Raw genomic sequence first — 14471 nt, forward strand, 5'->3', positions numbered from 1 at the left:
TGCTAGACCCTTGTTCCTAGAACCTTGAGGCGGCGTGCAGCGCCAGCAGATAGCCGTCTGCGCCGAACCCGACGATAACGCCGCGCGCGACCGGCGAAACGAAAGACGTGTGCCGGAACGACTCGCGCGCATGCGGATTGCTGATATGAACCTCGATGACCGGGGTGCCGATGGCCTTGACCGCGTCGTGCAGCGCGACGGACGTGTGGGTCCAGCCGCCGGGGTTCAGAATGACGGCATGTGTGTCGTTGCGGGCTTCGTGGAGCCAGTCGATCATCTGACCTTCATGGTTGGTCTGGCGCAGTTCCGTGCGCAGGCCAAGCGGCCCTGCTGCCGCGAGCATGGCCGATATGTCTGCAAGGGTGGTCGTGCCGTAAACCGCAGGTTCACGCTGACCGAGCAGGTTGAGGTTCGGCCCGTTCAAAACGAGCACCCGCCGGGAAGCCGAAGTGCTCATGCGCTGGCCCGCCCTGCGCCGGTAATCATGGTCAGTATGGTCGCCCTGTCGTGGATTCGCGAAGACACAGTCTTGCGGTTAATGGCAAGGGTTATAGATAGAGAAGGAACGCATGGCTAGAGCCTGCATGATTTCTTTCTTTAATCAAGGCCTTGAACATGATTACCATCCGTCTGAACGGGGATGCACGCGCGGTTAATGCGCCGATGTCGGTTGCGGCGCTGGTCAGCGAGATCGGTCTCGACCCGACCCGGGTGGCAGTCGAGCGCAATCTCGAGATCGTCCCCAAGTCGCTTTATGCCGAGACCCTGCTGGCCGATGGCGACGCGCTGGAGATCGTGCACTTCGTCGGCGGCGGCGAGGCGATGCCGGATGACGGCTGGACGGTCGCCGGGCGGCGCTTCACGTCGCGGCTGATCGTCGGCACCGGCAAGTACAAGAGCTTCGAGCAGAACCGGGCGGCGGTCGAGGCGAGCGGCGCGGAAATCGTCACCGTCGCGGTGCGGCGGGTCAACGTCATGGACCCCAAGCAGCCGATGCTGACCGACTATATCGACCCCAAACGCTACACCTACCTGCCCAATACCGCCGGCTGCTACACGGCCGAGGATGCGATCCGCACCCTGCGGCTGGCGCGGGAGGCCGGCGGCTGGTCGCTGGTCAAGCTCGAGGTTCTGGGCGAGCAGAAGACCCTCTACCCGGACATGGTCGAGACCCTGCGCGCGACCGACGTGCTGGTGAAGGACGGCTTCGACGTCATGGTCTACTGCTCGGATGATCCGATCATGGCCCGGCGCCTGGAAGATGCGGGTGCCTGTGCGATCATGCCGCTCGGCGCGCCGATCGGCTCCGGGCTTGGCTTGCAGAACCCGGTGACGATCCGGCTGATCGTCGAGCAGGCGAAGGTTCCCGTGTTGGTCGACGCCGGGGTCGGCACGGCGTCGGATGCGGCGGTGGCCATGGAGCTGGGCTGCGACGGCGTGCTGATGAACACGGCGATCGCCGAGGCCAAGGACCCGGTCGCCATGGCGCGCGCCATGAAGCTTGGCGTCGAGGCCGGGCGGCTCGCGTATCAGGCCGGACGCATGCCCAAGCGCCGCTACGCCGATCCCTCCAGCCCGCTGGCGGGCTTGATTTAGCAGGGTGCTGAAAAGTGGGATTATACAGCTTCATTTCGTCATTCCGGCCCCTAACGGGGATAAACTCCGGCCGGAATCCATGGGCACATAAATACACAACGAATATATAGCGTTAGCCATGGACCCGCCGGGGTGACGGCCATAGGGTTGGAGTCTGAGAAACCACTTTTCAACAGCCTGCTAGATCAAAGCAAAGGGTGCCCCGCACGATGACGGAGCACCCTGCCTCGATTAGTCTGCGTTATTTACGCCGGCGCGCGATGCCGCCAAGTGCCACCACACCGAACAGGCCGAGCGCCAGCGTGCCTGGCTCCGGCACCTGGGTCAGGTAATTGCCGAACACATTGCGCGCCACGGCATTGCCGATCGCCTGTCCGCTCACGTCGTCGAAGCTGTAGTGGATGCCGCCATAGATGCGGCTGCGGCCTGCCTCGGCGGCGGCGGCGTCAAAGGAATTCCAGCACCGCACGATGTCCGAGTCCAGTTCGTCCGGCGAGCAGAAATTGAAATCCAGATCGAAGAACTGGTCGAGGATTTCCGCGCCAGCGCCTGAGAAGGTGCTGTGGCCGGAGACATAGGACGGGTGGTTCGGCGTGGCGATCAGCGGGGTCCAGAGTGCATCGAGGGTCGTGCCGTCGTTGCCATCCTGATCGGCGTTGCGGATCGCATCGATCGGCCGCCAGAACTCATATTCATATTTCGTGTCCCAGGCGGCGATACCGGCATCGGCAACGGCGAGCGACGTCAGCGCCAACAGCCTGCTGGCGTCGAGGGTGTCCAGGCCCTGCAGCTGGGCGACTTCGCCGGCGATGATCAGCCAGTGGCCCGGCGGCGTTGCGGTGCCGGCGTTGTCGATCCAGAAATACGCGATGGCGGTCTGGTCTGCGGTGCGGGTAGCACTGGTGGCGGACCCCAGTTCCTGCACCTCGTTCACGGCGGCGGCATAGTCCGCGCTGTCAAGCGCGGGCGGCGGCGGCGCGCGGAACTGGTCAGCCGACGCCATGGTGAACGGCGTCACGAAGCGCCATTGCGGCAGAGCGGCGGGTGCGTAGTTCGGTGGCGTCGGCCGCCATTCGCCGAGATCGGCCCGGGGTATAGGGCACAATTGCGCTTGCCCCGTCGTTCGCGCGCGCGGCGAGGATCGCGCCGGCGGTCTGGGTTCCCAGCGTCTGGCCGGCGGCCAGCGCTGCCGGGTCAGCTTCCAGGGCCAGGCTCTGCGCCAGTGCGGAATTGAAGGTTGCGGTCTGGCTCGGGAACAGTTGCTTCAAGACCGTGTGCGCAGCCGTTGCCGCGGCGACGCGGGTCGAGGCCGGGACCCCGCCGGCATAGGAACTGCCATAACCGTAGTATTTGCCACCGTTCGCGGCGTTCACGGCATCGAACACGGCGGTGTTGACCATCGCCAGCGCGCGCGCTGCCACTGGCGGCGGCGTTGAGGTTGTGCGCACGGCGTCCAGAACCACCTGGTTCCAGTACAGCGCCGGGTCGCCGGAAACAGAGACCGGTGCGGCTATAGCATGCGAAGCAGCGGCGCTCAGCGCGCCGGCTATCAGAAACTGGGCGAATTTCATGGATGTTTTCCCCTGCGGTTGCGGGCGTGCTCTTCGCCCGATGCCCAGGGTTTGCGCAAAGGTTATGCCAGCGGATTATTTCCGTGACGAAATGGGAGGTTCAATCGTAAACGCATGGAGATTCATAGGGTTAATGTCAGATTTACCGACACTGCGACGGCGCGGGCCAGTCTCATTGCGGGCCAGTTCAGCGCTGGTTCCGGCGGGCGCGCTCGATGTTGACGGCCTGACTCAGGCCTTCGATGCCGACACCGCCGGCGAAAAGCTGGTTGCCGATGATGAAGGTCGGCGTGCCGGTGACGCCGATATTCTGGGCGAGCGCGATATTGGCGTCGAGCGCCTGCTTCAGTGCCGGGTCTTCCATGTCGCGGGCGAGCCTGGCTTCATCGAGCCCGGCGGCGCGGATCGCCTGCACCAGCCGCTCCTGGGAGGGGCGGCCAGGCAGGTCGAACAGCGCCTTGCGCAGCGCCAGATACTTGCCCTGGCGCGCCGCCGCCAGCGCCGCCAGCGCCGAGCGCATGGAAATCGGCTCGCCGCCGCGGTCGAGCACCGGCAGGTCCCGGAACACGTAACGGACATTGCCGTCGTTCCGGGCGAGCATCTCCGCATCGTTGTGGCTGGACTTGCAGTAGGGGCACTGGAAGTCGAAAAATTCGACGACGGTCACGTCGCCCTTCGGGTTGCCGATTTCCGCGCCGGGAAACGGCGTCTCGATCTCCGCGCGGTTGCTGTCCAGGGTCCGGGTCACCTCCCGCTCCTGCAGACGGCTCATCGCTTCCGGTATGATTTCAGGGTTCGCCAGCAGATAGTCGCGGATCAAGGCTTCCATGCGTGCGCGCTCGGCGTCGTCGCCTGCTTTGGCACCGGCTTTCACGGTCTGCGCATGGGTGGAGACGGCGGGCTGGGTCAGGACGACCAAAGCCAGCGGCAGCGCCAGCAGGGCAGCCAAAAGGGGCAAAACGCATGGTCAATCCTTCGTCGTTCATCCGCGTCGCCGCTTTTGGCGTTTCAACCGATCTTCTGCAAACACAATGATGTCCTGCGAGCGCAACCAATCCGGCGAGCCGCGCGGCAGAGCGCGCGCCGCCTCGATGGCGTTGCGCAGCGCCAGGTCCGGCGCGCCGATCAGCCCGTAGTGTTCGGCGGACGCCAGCTTGGCGCGCGCCTCGTCGCCGCTGCGGTAATAGGCGATGCCAAGCTGATACCAGGCGAACGGATTTTCCCCATCCGCTGCCACCGCTTCCTTGAGGATGGTGCGCGCTTCGTCCGTATAGGCGTTGTCGTCCGTCGCCAGCAGGGCATGGCCGAGCAGGCTGCCGATAAGGGGCTGGCGCGGCAGCAGGCTGTAGGCGCGGCGCAGCGACGGGATCGCATCCTTGACGCGCCCGGATTCCAACAGAACCTGGCCCTTCAGCTCCATGAAATAGGGGTTGTCCGGCTCATCCTGCAGCAAGGAGTCCACTTCGGCGGCGGCCTTGTCGGTGAAGGCCAGTTTGTGCCAGGCGTAGGCGCGCGCATAGTGCGCCGGGTCCGAGGTGTCGGTCTCCGGATAGGTTTGCAGGGTCCGGTTGGCATCGTAACTGAAGCCATAGAGCTTCGCCTTGATGAGCTGGAACTCTTTCTGCAGCTCCGGGTCGGCTGGCTTGTCCCAGGATGCGGATTTCTGCATGCGCTCGGTCAGCGCCTGGATGCGGTCCCCGGTGAACGGGTGGGTGCCAGCGTAGGTGATCGTGCGCCCTGCTGTGCGCTGCAGCTCGATGCTCTGCAGATACTCGAAGAATTCCAGCAGGCCGCGTCCGGAAATGCCGGCGGCGTCGAGATAATGCGCCGCCGCCTGATCCGCGGACGATTCCTGCGCGCGCGAGTAGGCAAGGTAGCTGCCGAGCGCGGCCTGCTGGCCGCCGCCGAGGATGCCGATGCCAGCCTCGCCAGAGCCGGCCGCGATCGCCGCCGCCGCGAGCAGCAGCGACAGGATGGAGATGCGTGAGGCCGCGCGCGTGCCGTCTTCCGTACGGAAGACGTGACCCCGGCGACGTGACCGGTTTCGTGCGCCATGACGCCGATGATCTGATCGACGTTGGTGGCGTTCAGGATCAACCCGGAGTGGACGTAGATCACCAGGCCGGTCGAGGCGAAGGCGTTCGGCGTGGTGTCGCCGATCAGCACATATTCGAACTTGTCCGGGTCGATGTCGGCCGCCTTGAGGACCGGCGTGGTGATCTTCTTGAGGAAGGCTTCCGTCTCGGCGTCGCGCAGGATGCTTTGCGCCTGCGCCGCAGGCACGACCGCCAGCCAGCAGAACATGGCCAACAGCAGGGCACCGGAGCGTAGACACAGCGCAAGCCTGCGTGCGCTAACGGAAATCAAGACGACTGAAGCATAGGCAAGAACCCGTGTGCACTGATAGCCGGTGCGGCTTGTGCCTCAGGCCGCCCACCGGTCAAGCGCAAAGGGCCGGATCGGCGGGCGGCGCCGTTCAGTTGAACGATTCTCGCGTCAAACGCCGCGCGTCAGGCTCCGAAAGTGCGCTGCCACCAGCCCTTGCGCGGTGGGGGCGGCGGCGATGCCGGTTCTTCGGCTTCCAGTACGGTTTCAATGCTCTCCGGGGCAGCTTCGACGACAGTCTCAGCATCCCGGGGCTGGCAACCGCAAGGGCAACCTCAGCAGGGGCCGCCTCAGCCGGTGCGTCGGCGGCGATCTCGGCGCTCGCGTCGGTGGCCTTGGCCGTCTTGCGGCGTGGCGTGGCGCGGCGCTTCGGCTTGGCGGGCGGTTCCTCGCTCGGCGGGGCCTCCGCTTCGGGCGCAGCAGGCTCAGACGTAGCAGGCTCAGACGTAGCAGGCTCAGACGTAGCAGGCTCAGACGTAGCAGGCTCCGGCGCAGCAGGCTCCGGTGCGGCGTCGACGGCGGCCTCTGCGCTTGCCGGTTCGGCCTCGGTCGCCTTTTGCGGCGCGGCGCGGCGCGACGGCGCTTCGGTTTTCTTCGGCCGGTTGCTCGGCGTCGGTCGGTGCAGCTTCTTGCGCCTCGGTCGCCGCCGGTTCGGCGGACGTTTCGACCGGTTCGCCGTCGGGCGCGCCTGTCGTTGCGCTTGCCGCTTCTGCCGTGGCCTCCTGCGCTGTGGCAGGCAGCTCGCTGCGATCCCGGCGACTGCTGCGCCGGCGACGGCGACGGCGGCGACGCTCGCCGCGCTCCTCCGCTTCCGCCTGGGCGTCGGCGGCCTCGATATCGGCGGCGTCGAGTTCGGTCGTTTCGTCCTGCTCGTCGCGGATCAGAGCCGGGGCGTCCTCGCCGCCCCGCCGCCGACGCCGGCGCCGGCGACGGTTGCGGCTGCGGTCGCTCCGGTCCTCGGATGCGGCGGCGGCGCGCGCCGGCCGCTCCTCCTCGACGGCTTCCTCCTCGTCGGCTTCGTCGAAGTCTTCGTCCTCGTCTTCTTCTTCCTCTTCGACCAGATCGTCCTCGTCTTCGACGACAGGCAGCAACGGCTGCATCGGCATTGCGACCGGCGGCGGACCCGCGCGGTCAATCTCGTAGCGCGGCATCAGCAGCCCTGTCGCCGGCTCGATGGTGATCGAGACGCCGTAGCTCTGCTCGATCATGGTGAGTTCGCCACGCTTGTGGTTCAGCAGGTAGATCGCCACGTCGCTGGCGACGCGGACGGTCAGGATGCTGGCCTTGCCGCTGGCGGCTTCGTCCTCGAGGCCGCGCAGCACGTGCAGCGCCGCCGAGGAGATCGTGCGGATGAAGCCCGCGCCCTCGCAGTGCGGGCAGACTTCGGTCGAGGCCTCGAGCACCCCGGTGCGCAGCCGCTGGCGCGACATTTCCATGAGGCCGAACGACGAGATGCGCCCGACCTGGATGCGCGCCCGATCAGACTTCAGCGCTTCCTTCAGGCGACGCTCGACCGCGCGGACATTGTTGCGGTCCTCCATGTCGATGAAGTCGATGACCACCAGGCCCGCCAGATCGCGCAGCCGCAGCTGACGCGCGATCTCCTGCGCCGCCTCAAGGTTGGTCTTGAGCGCGGTTTCCTCGATGTTGTGCTCGCGCGTCGCCCGGCCCGAGTTGATGTCGATCGAGATCAGCGCCTCGGTCGGGTTGATCACGATGTAACCGCCCGACTTCAACTGCACGATCGGTGAGTACATGCTCTCGAGCTGCGCCTCGACATGCGCCTTGGCGAACAGGGGCATGGGGTCGCGGTATTGCTGCACCTTGCGCGCGTGGCTCGGCATCAGCAGGCGCATGAAGTCCTTGGCGGCGCGGTAGCCCTGATCGCCTTCGACCATGATCTCGTCGATCTCGCGGGAATAGATGTCCCGGATCGCGCGCTTGATGAGGCTTGAGTCCTCGTAGATCATCGACGGCGCCGTCGATTTGAGCGTCAGATCGCGGATATCGTCCCAGAGTCGGGTCAGATAATCGAAGTCGCGCTTGATCTCGGACTTGGTCCGCTTCAGCCCCGCTGTCCGGATGATGCACGCCATGCCGCCCGGCAGCTTCAGGTCGGACATGATGGTCTTGAGGCGCCGGCGGTCGGTGACGCTGGAAATCTTGCGGCTGATGCCACCGCCGTTGGTGGTGTTCGGCATCAGCACGCAGTAGCGGCCCGCCAGCGACAGATAGGTGGTGAGTGCTGCCCCTTGCCGCCGCGCTCTTCCTTCACGACCTGCACCAGCATGATCTGCCGGCGCTTGATGACTTCCTGGATCTTGTAGCGCCGGCGCATATCCATGCGCTTCTTGCGCATGTGCTCGGCGGTGAAGTCGTCGGTCTCGCCGACCTGGGTTACGGCGTCCTCGCCCTCCTCCTCATCGGCGTGAAAGTCGTCGTCGTGGTCGTGCAGGCTCTGCTCTTCGCGCAGCAGCGCTTCGCGATCCTGCAACGGCACCTGGTAGTAATCCGGGTGGATTTCGCTGAACGCCAGAAAGCCGTGGCGGTTGCCACCGTAATCGACGAACGCGGCCTGCAGCGACGGCTCAACGCGTGTCACCTTGGCGAGGTAGATATTCCCTTTGAGTTGCTTGCGATCCGCAGCCTCGAAGTCGAAATCTTCAATCCGATTGCCCTTGACGACGGCGACCCGGGTTTCCTCCGGGTGGCGCGCATCGATCAGCATGCGAGTGGTCATTCTTGTATCTCCTGGTCAGCGCGCGCGTCCGGATCGATACACTCCGGAGGGCAGGCGCACTGAAAACGCTGTTTTTAATGTCGCAGATGGCAAAGCCGGATCGTGGCGTGCCGGTGTCATCGTCTGTGCGGCGCACTGCAACGGCGCCGGCATGGACACAGCGCAAGCCGAAGCGCGGCTTTCGCCTCTCGCTTTCATGCTTTCGCTAAACCCTAACATCGCTCAAGACCCTTTTGGCGCTTCCGCGGACGGCGGAAACGCCGGGCCGGAATGCGCGTGGGCAGTGTCAGCGCGTGGATTTTCCCTAGGTCAGGAGTGGCGGAACGCCAACCCACAACGGGACAGAACATCTGCTGAAAAACTGCTAGCACCAAAAACCGCTTAACAACCCGCCGTGTGCAAGACCAGTAGGTTTGTCGACTCGTGGAAATTTCCTTGGTTAAATATTTGTCAAGACGTTAATGTTTGAGTAATGCACATGAACGCATATGGTGAATGCTGCAACGGTGGGGCGATCACGCAATGAGCGGGCGGATGCTAGGCAGACGGGGACAAGGCTGGTCGGTGCGCGCGGCACTTCTGTGCGCGCTGCTGGCGTGCCGTCCGGCCGTCGCGGCAGACCTGGCAGGCGTCGCCGTAGAGACGCAGGGCGACGGCGCCGGCTGACCTTCACCTTCAAGAATCTGGATGAAAAACTCGCGGCCAGCCAGTTCTCCATGGCGGGTCCTGGCCGCATCGTCCTTGATTTCAAGGGAACCGTGATGCGCGCCGGTGCGCCGGAGGGCGCGAGTGCGCTGGTTGGTGGCGTGCGCGCCAGCCAGTTTTCCCCGGATGCCAGCCGCGTCGTGATCGATCTGGCGCAATCCGCGACGCTTGAAAGCGCGGCTTGGGGCCGAGGGGCAGCTGGTCATTGCCCTGGCGCCGAGCAGCGAAAGCGTTCGCCTCGGCCGTGCGTGCGGGCCGCAAGCCGATCGCGCGCCCCGACGTGCAGACGGCCGCCACTGCGTCGCAGACGGCCACTGCAGCGCCGGAGACGGCCAAGCCGGTCACAATCGCGGCGCTCGCCGAGGGCGAAGGCCCGGCGGAAGCCAAGGCCGAGCCCCTTGAGGCAAAGCCGGCGGACAGCAAGCTTGCCGATGCCAAGCCACAAAGACCAAGGTCGCGCAGGCTGCGCCGCAGCCGCGCGTCGGCCGCATCGCCGGGCGCAAGCCGGTCGTCGTGATCGATGCCGGGCACGGCGGCGCGGACCCCGGTGCGCCCAGCGTGCTCGACGGCAAGACCGAGAAGACCGTAACCTTGGAAATCGCCCGGGCGATCAAAGCCGAACTTGATCGCAGCGGGCAGGTGAAGGCCGTGCTGACCCGGGACAAGGATTTCTTCATCCCGCTGCAGGAGCGTGTCGCCATCGCCCGCAAGCTGAAGGCGGACCTGCTCATCTCCGTCCACGCGGACTCGATCGCCAACCCCGATATCCGCGGCGCCACCGTCTACACTCTGTCCGAACGCGCATCCGACCGCGAGGCCGAACGGCTGGCGGCCAAGGAAAACCGCGCGGACATGATCGCCGGCATCAATTTCGACACGCGCACGCCGGACGTGGCCGATATCCTGCTCTCCCTGATGCAGCGCGAGACCATGAACTATTCGGCGGAGTTCGCCGCCATGACGGTCGATACCATGGGCGACGATATCTTCTTCCGCACCAATCACCACCGCTTCGCCGGCTTCATGGTGCTGAAAGCCCCGGATATCCCCTCGGTCCTGCTGGAAACCGGCTATATGTCCAACCTTGAAGACTCGCGGTTCCTGTTTTCCGAGGAAGGCCAGAAGAAGCTGGCGCGCGGTGTGCGCCAGGCGGTCGAACGCTACTTCGCGCGGCGCACCGGCAAGGCGACCGCCAGCGCGAAGTAAGGCGCGCAGGCGAACCGCAACTCTTGCCGTGGGTTGGCCCGATCGCGTAAGCGGGTCGGTCTGCGGCGGAAGCAACCGGCCGGCTCAGGAGCGTAGCATTGACCATAAACCCGACTGTCCCGCGCCGGCCGGCGCGGATGGCCATGGGTCGTCCTGAAAATCCTTGCGATTGCCGGTGGCATCGTCTATTGGCAGCTCGGGCGCGACCTGCCGCTAAGACGCTTGCCGAATACCGCCCGCCGCTGCCGACCACCATCGTCAGCAAGGATGGTGAGATCCTTACCCTGTTCGCGCGCCAGCGCCGCATCTATCGAGGATGTGCCGCCGCGCGTCGTCCAGGCGTTCATATCCGCTGAGGACAAGACGTTCTTCGAGCATTCGGGCCTGGATTACCCCGGCATCGCCAAGGCGGCGTTCAACCTGATCCGCATCAAGCTCACCGGCAGCGACAAGCGCCCGGCCGGCGCCTCCACGATTACCCAGCAGGTGGCGCAGGCAATCCTGCTCGGTCGCAAGTTCAGCTATACGCGCAAGGTCCGGGACATGATTCTGGCGCGGCGCATCGAGCAGGCGCTGCCCAAGGATCGCATCCTCGAGCTCTACCTCAACCAGATTTTCATGGGCCGGAACAGCTACGGCGTCACGGCGGCCTCGTTCGCCTATTTCAACCGGCCCCTGAACGAGTTGACCCTGCCGGAGGTCGCGTTCCTGGCGGCCCTGCCCAAGGGCCGAGCCTCTATAACCCGGTGACCCGCAAGGCGCTCACCATCGAGCGGCGCAACTATGTGCTCGATCAGATGGCGGCGAACGGCTACATCAGCGCGCAGGAACATGATCAGGCGGTCGCCAGCGATCTGGTGGTCAGCGTACCGCGGGTGCAGCGCGTCAACCGCCTGGACACTTATTACCTGGAGGATATCCGCCGCCGGCTCATCGACCGGTTCGGCGAGGAGCGCGTCTACAATGGCGGACTCTGGGTCTACACGACCATCGATTTTAAACTGCAGCGCGCGGCCGAACGCGCCATGCGCCGGGCGCTGCTGAATTTCGACCGTGGCAAGGACTGGAATGGCCCGGAGGCGCGCATCGATCCAGGCGAGGGCTGGCAGCGGCGGCTGGCGGCGCTCGATCAGGGTGCCGACCAGCAACTGAAGACGCCGAGATCGTCCGAGCCGCCGCGCGATCTGCCCTATTGGCCGCTGGCGATGGTGACTTCGAACACGCGTGGCGTCCTGCGTATCGGCTTTGCCAACGGTCTGACCGGCGTAATCCAGCCGGGCAGTGCGCTGCGCCGGCTGAATGGCCAGACGGCGCTCAGTCTGCTGAAACCGGGCGATGTGGTGCCGGTCGAGCCGGTGAATGTCGCAGGCGGGCAATATGTGCTGCGCCAGATCCCGCAGATTTCCGGCGGTTTTGTCGCCCAGGACCCGCAGACCGGGCATATTCTCGCGCTGGTCGGCGGCTTCGATGCACGCCGTTCCGCCTTCAACCGTGCCACCCAGGCGATGCGTCAGCCAGGGTCCGCATTCAAGCCGTTCGTCTATGCGGTCGGGTTGGACAACGGCTATACGCCAGCGTCCCTGATCGTCGACGGGCCGTTCTGCGTCAACCAGGGCGTCAAGCTTGGCAACAAATGCTTCCGCAACTTCGATGGCCGCATATCGGGCCCGCACCCTGCGGGACGCGCTGGAAAAATCGCGCAATCTGGTGACAGTGCGGCTCGCCCATACCGTCGGCATGCAGAAGGTCGCCGATTACGCCAAGCAGGTCGGGATTGTCGACAATATGCGTCCGCTGCTCGCTTATGCGCTCGGCGCGGGCGAGACGACTGTGGAGCGGCTGGTCAACGCCTATGCCACGCTCGACAACGGCGGCGTGCGGTTGGAGCCGACGACGATCGATCGGGTTGAGGACTCCACGGGTGCCGTGATCTACCGCTCTGACGACCGCACCTGCGCCAACTGCAATGCGCCGGACTGGACCGGCGCACCGATGCCGACGCCAACCGAGACGCGCCCGCAAGTGGTCGACCCCGGACCGCATACCAGATCGTGCATATGCTTGAAGGCGTAATCGAGCGCGGCACCGCGACGCGCCTGCGCTATCTTGATCGGCCGCTCGCAGGCAAGACCGGCACCACCAATGAGGCGACCAACGTGTGGTATGTCGGCATGACACCCTATCTGGTCGCCGGGCTTTACCTTGGTATGATACGCCGCGTCCGCTGGGCGGCTGGGCGCAGGGCGGGACAGTCGCGGCACCAGTCTGGGGAGTTTGCCGACTTCGCGCTGAAAGATGAGCCAAAGACTCCGTTCCGGGCAGCGCCAGGCGTGCGCATGGTGCGCGTCGACCGCCGCAGCGGCCGCATCGTGCAGTACGACGGGCCGGGCGTGATCTGGGAAGCCTTCAAGCCGGGGAATGAACCGCGCACCGACCTGCAGCCGACCAAGCCGCTGTATGTCCAGTCGGATGCGGATTTCGCCAACGAGACCGGCGGCGTATATTAGGGTTAGGACTCATTAAGAATGAGGCCGTGGCGCTAAAGACCCGGGGAGAGAAGAATGAAGCGATTCACGGCAGTGGTCTGTACCGCGCTGCTTGCGGCGTGTTCCGGCGGCGGCAAGCCGCAGTCGGCAATCCCCGAGGCGTGCGCCATCCTCAAGGAAATCGATCTTGCGAAGATCGTCGGCGAGCCGCTGACTTTCATCAGCAACGTCAAACGCGAGGATGAAAACGTCCACCTCTCCGACTGCAGCAGCCTGACGGCGGCCAGCACCACGCCGGTGTATATCCTCGTGCGGGTGCAGTTGAACGACAAGTTCCTGAAGCCAGCCGATGAGCAGCGCGCACTGCAGGTCGAGAGCCTGAAGTCCCTGTATGCCGACGACCTCAGGACCGATCCGGTCGCGATCGGCGATGCCGGACTTTGGGTCGAGCCGCTGCGCCAGTTGATGGTCTGGCATCAGGGCGGGCATATCATGACCATTGTCACCACCAAGGGCGACGACACGCGCGCCCTGGCGGAGAAAACTGCGCGGGCCATCCTCGCCCGCTATCCTTAACCGAACGCCTTTCTGGACGGAGACACCTGCATGCGCGCCGAAGCCGAACATCACATCGCCCAGATCCGCGATGCCCTCTCGCTGTTGCGGAGGTTTCTTTGACTGGGATAAGGCGCTGAAACGCCTGGCGGAGCTGGACGCCAAGGCTGAAGACCCGACCCTGTGGGACAACCCGCGCCAGGCGCAGGAGCTGATGCGCGAGCGTCGCCGGCTCGACGAGGCGGTTTCCGCCACGCGCGCGATTGAGCGCGAACTGGAGGACACCGCCGGGCTGATCGAGCTTGCCGAGGCGGAGGGCGACGAGGATCTGGCGACCGAAGGCATCAAGAGCCTGGAGGCGCTGGCCAAGCGCGCCGAACGCGACAAGGTGGCGGCGCTGCTCTCGGGCGAGGCGGACGCCAACGATACCTACATCGAAATCAACGCCGGCGCTGGCGGCACCGAAAGCCAGGACTGGGCGGAAATCCTCGAGCGCATGTATATCCGCTGGGGCGAGCGGCGGCGCTACAAGGTCGAGATCATCGACAGCCACGCCGGGGAACAGGCGGGCATCAAATCCGCGACGTTGCTGCTGAAGGGCGAGAACGCGTACGGCTGGGCCAAGACCGAGTCCGGGGTGCACCGGCTGGTACGGATATCGCCGTTCGATTCGAACGCCCGCCGCCACACCAGCTTTGCCAGCGTCTGGGTCTATCCGGTGGTCGACGACGAGATCAACATCGAGGTGCTGGAGAAGGACCTCAAGATCGATACCTACCGCGCGTCCGGCGCTGGCGGCCAGCACGTCAACACCACCGATTCGGCCGTGCGCATCACCCACATGCCGACCGGAATCGTCGTCGCCTGCCAGAACGAGCGCTCGCAGCACAAGAATCGCGCCACGGCGATGAAAATGCTGAAGGCTCGCCTGTACGAGCAGGAGTTGCAGAAGCGCGAGGCGGAAGCCAACGCCGTCAACGCCACCAAGACCGATATCGGCTGGGGCACCAGATCCGCTCCTACGTGATGCAACCCTATCAGTTGGTGAAGGATTTGCGCACCGGCGTCACCTCGACCCAGCCGAGCGACGTGATCGACGGCGACCTCGACGCGTTCATGGCGGCCGCACTTTCCCAGCGCGTCACGGGCGAGCGCGTCGACGTGGAGGACGTCGATTAACCGTTCTCAACCCCGGTTTCCCGCGCATTAAGCCTGCCGATTAAGGCT

12 protein-coding genes and 7 pseudogenes are annotated in these 14471 nt (G+C 65.2%); 11 read left to right on the forward strand and 8 right to left on the reverse strand.

Annotated elements, in window-relative coordinates; translation table 11 throughout:
* Window positions 1–16: 16 nt before the first annotated feature.
* Entirely contained in the window at window positions 17–457 is a 441-nt protein-coding gene (aroQ, locus tag E6W36_RS11735; RefSeq protein ID WP_222872693.1) for a type II 3-dehydroquinate dehydratase, read from the reverse strand.
* 158 nt (window positions 458–615) lie between these two features.
* Here aroQ and thiS point away from each other — a divergent pair, with 158 nt between their 5' ends.
* Window positions 616–1596, forward strand: coding sequence for a sulfur carrier protein ThiS (thiS, locus tag E6W36_RS11740; RefSeq protein WP_222872694.1), 981 nt, complete (start codon window positions 616–618; stop codon window positions 1594–1596).
* Window positions 1597–1837: 241 nt separating this feature from the next.
* Here the strand turns inward: thiS and E6W36_RS11745 are convergent, their stop codons facing one another.
* From E6W36_RS11745 to E6W36_RS11765, 7 genes and pseudogenes are all read right to left on the reverse strand, one after another.
* Window positions 1838–2614 carry a phosphatase PAP2 family protein gene (locus tag E6W36_RS11745; RefSeq protein ID WP_222872695.1) on the reverse strand — a complete coding sequence of 259 codons (777 nt, stop codon included), beginning with the start codon at window positions 2612–2614 and terminating at the stop codon, window positions 1838–1840.
* A complete protein-coding gene (locus tag E6W36_RS11750; RefSeq protein ID WP_222872696.1) occupies window positions 2586–3167 on the reverse strand; it encodes a hypothetical protein in 582 nt (193 codons plus the stop codon). Before E6W36_RS11750 ends, E6W36_RS11745 begins: the two co-directional genes overlap by 29 nt.
* Before the next feature lie 187 nt (window positions 3168–3354).
* On the reverse strand, window positions 3355–4125 hold the full coding sequence (locus E6W36_RS11755; protein WP_222872697.1) for a DsbA family protein: 771 nt from the start codon (window positions 4123–4125) through the stop codon (window positions 3355–3357).
* A gap of 24 nt (window positions 4126–4149) precedes the next feature.
* Window positions 4150–4836 carry a tetratricopeptide repeat protein gene (locus tag E6W36_RS22195; protein WP_342776920.1) on the reverse strand — a complete coding sequence of 229 codons (687 nt, stop codon included), beginning with the start codon at window positions 4834–4836 and terminating at the stop codon, window positions 4150–4152.
* A 60-nt stretch (window positions 4837–4896) separates the two neighbouring features.
* Window positions 4897–5337: pseudogene (locus E6W36_RS22200) on the reverse strand (M48 family metalloprotease); the annotation flags it as partial.
* Window positions 5253–5471 (reverse strand): annotated as a pseudogene (locus tag E6W36_RS22205) (M48 family metalloprotease); the annotation flags it as partial. The pseudogenes E6W36_RS22200 and E6W36_RS22205, both read right to left, overlap by 85 nt.
* A gap of 206 nt (window positions 5472–5677) precedes the next feature.
* Window positions 5678–8292, reverse strand: a pseudogene (locus E6W36_RS11765) (Rne/Rng family ribonuclease).
* A 488-nt stretch (window positions 8293–8780) separates the two neighbouring features.
* Here E6W36_RS11765 and E6W36_RS23505 point away from each other — a divergent pair.
* The 10 genes and pseudogenes from E6W36_RS23505 to prfB form a co-directional block, all read left to right on the forward strand.
* Window positions 8781–9155 (forward strand): annotated as a pseudogene (locus tag E6W36_RS23505) (AMIN domain-containing protein); the annotation flags it as partial.
* 86 nt (window positions 9156–9241) lie between these two features.
* A complete protein-coding gene (locus E6W36_RS19140; RefSeq protein ID WP_246047634.1) occupies window positions 9242–9514 on the forward strand; it encodes a hypothetical protein in 273 nt (90 codons plus the stop codon).
* Window positions 9511–10203, forward strand: a complete 693-nt coding sequence (locus E6W36_RS11775; protein WP_222872699.1) for an N-acetylmuramoyl-L-alanine amidase family protein — start codon at window positions 9511–9513, stop codon at window positions 10201–10203. Before E6W36_RS19140 ends, E6W36_RS11775 begins: the two co-directional genes overlap by 4 nt.
* A 318-nt stretch (window positions 10204–10521) precedes the next feature.
* Window positions 10522–10953 (forward strand): transglycosylase domain-containing protein, encoded by a 432-nt coding sequence (locus E6W36_RS11780; protein ID WP_222872700.1) that lies wholly within the window; start codon window positions 10522–10524, stop codon window positions 10951–10953.
* A gap of 275 nt (window positions 10954–11228) precedes the next feature.
* Window positions 11229–11738: pseudogene (locus E6W36_RS20810) on the forward strand (penicillin-binding transpeptidase domain-containing protein); the annotation flags it as partial.
* A 115-nt stretch (window positions 11739–11853) separates the two neighbouring features.
* A pseudogene (locus E6W36_RS20815) lies at window positions 11854–12084 on the forward strand (penicillin-binding transpeptidase domain-containing protein); the annotation flags it as partial.
* Between the two features lie 45 nt (window positions 12085–12129).
* On the forward strand, window positions 12130–12276 hold the full coding sequence (locus E6W36_RS11790) for a hypothetical protein (protein WP_222872702.1): 147 nt from the start codon (window positions 12130–12132) through the stop codon (window positions 12274–12276).
* On the forward strand, window positions 12255–12710 hold the full coding sequence (locus E6W36_RS11795) for a hypothetical protein (RefSeq protein WP_222872703.1): 456 nt from the start codon (window positions 12255–12257) through the stop codon (window positions 12708–12710). Before E6W36_RS11790 ends, E6W36_RS11795 begins: the two co-directional genes overlap by 22 nt.
* A gap of 54 nt (window positions 12711–12764) precedes the next feature.
* Window positions 12765–13265 carry a hypothetical protein gene (locus tag E6W36_RS11800; protein WP_222872704.1) on the forward strand — a complete coding sequence of 167 codons (501 nt, stop codon included), beginning with the start codon at window positions 12765–12767 and terminating at the stop codon, window positions 13263–13265.
* A gap of 30 nt (window positions 13266–13295) precedes the next feature.
* Window positions 13296–14423, forward strand: a pseudogene (prfB, locus tag E6W36_RS11805) (peptide chain release factor 2).
* The last annotated feature ends 48 nt before the right edge of the window (window positions 14424–14471 follow it).

Origin of the sequence: Hankyongella ginsenosidimutans, from assembly GCF_005144965.1 — a bacterium.
Lineage (GTDB): Bacteria > Pseudomonadota > Alphaproteobacteria > Sphingomonadales > Sphingomonadaceae > Hankyongella > Hankyongella ginsenosidimutans.

Coding starts and splice junctions, on each gene's coding strand:
- aroQ (WP_222872693.1), bottom strand. CDS start 457: ATGAGCACTTCGGCTTCCCGGCGGGTGCTCGTTTTGAACGGGCCGAAC.
- E6W36_RS11800 (WP_222872704.1), top strand. CDS start 12,765: ATGAAGCGATTCACGGCAGTGGTCTGTACCGCGCTGCTTGCGGCGTGT.
- E6W36_RS22195 (WP_342776920.1), bottom strand. CDS start 4,836: ATGCAGAAATCCGCATCCTGGGACAAGCCAGCCGACCCGGAGCTGCAG.
- thiS (WP_222872694.1), top strand. CDS start 616: ATGATTACCATCCGTCTGAACGGGGATGCACGCGCGGTTAATGCGCCG.
- E6W36_RS11750 (WP_222872696.1), bottom strand. CDS start 3,167: ATGAAATTCGCCCAGTTTCTGATAGCCGGCGCGCTGAGCGCCGCTGCT.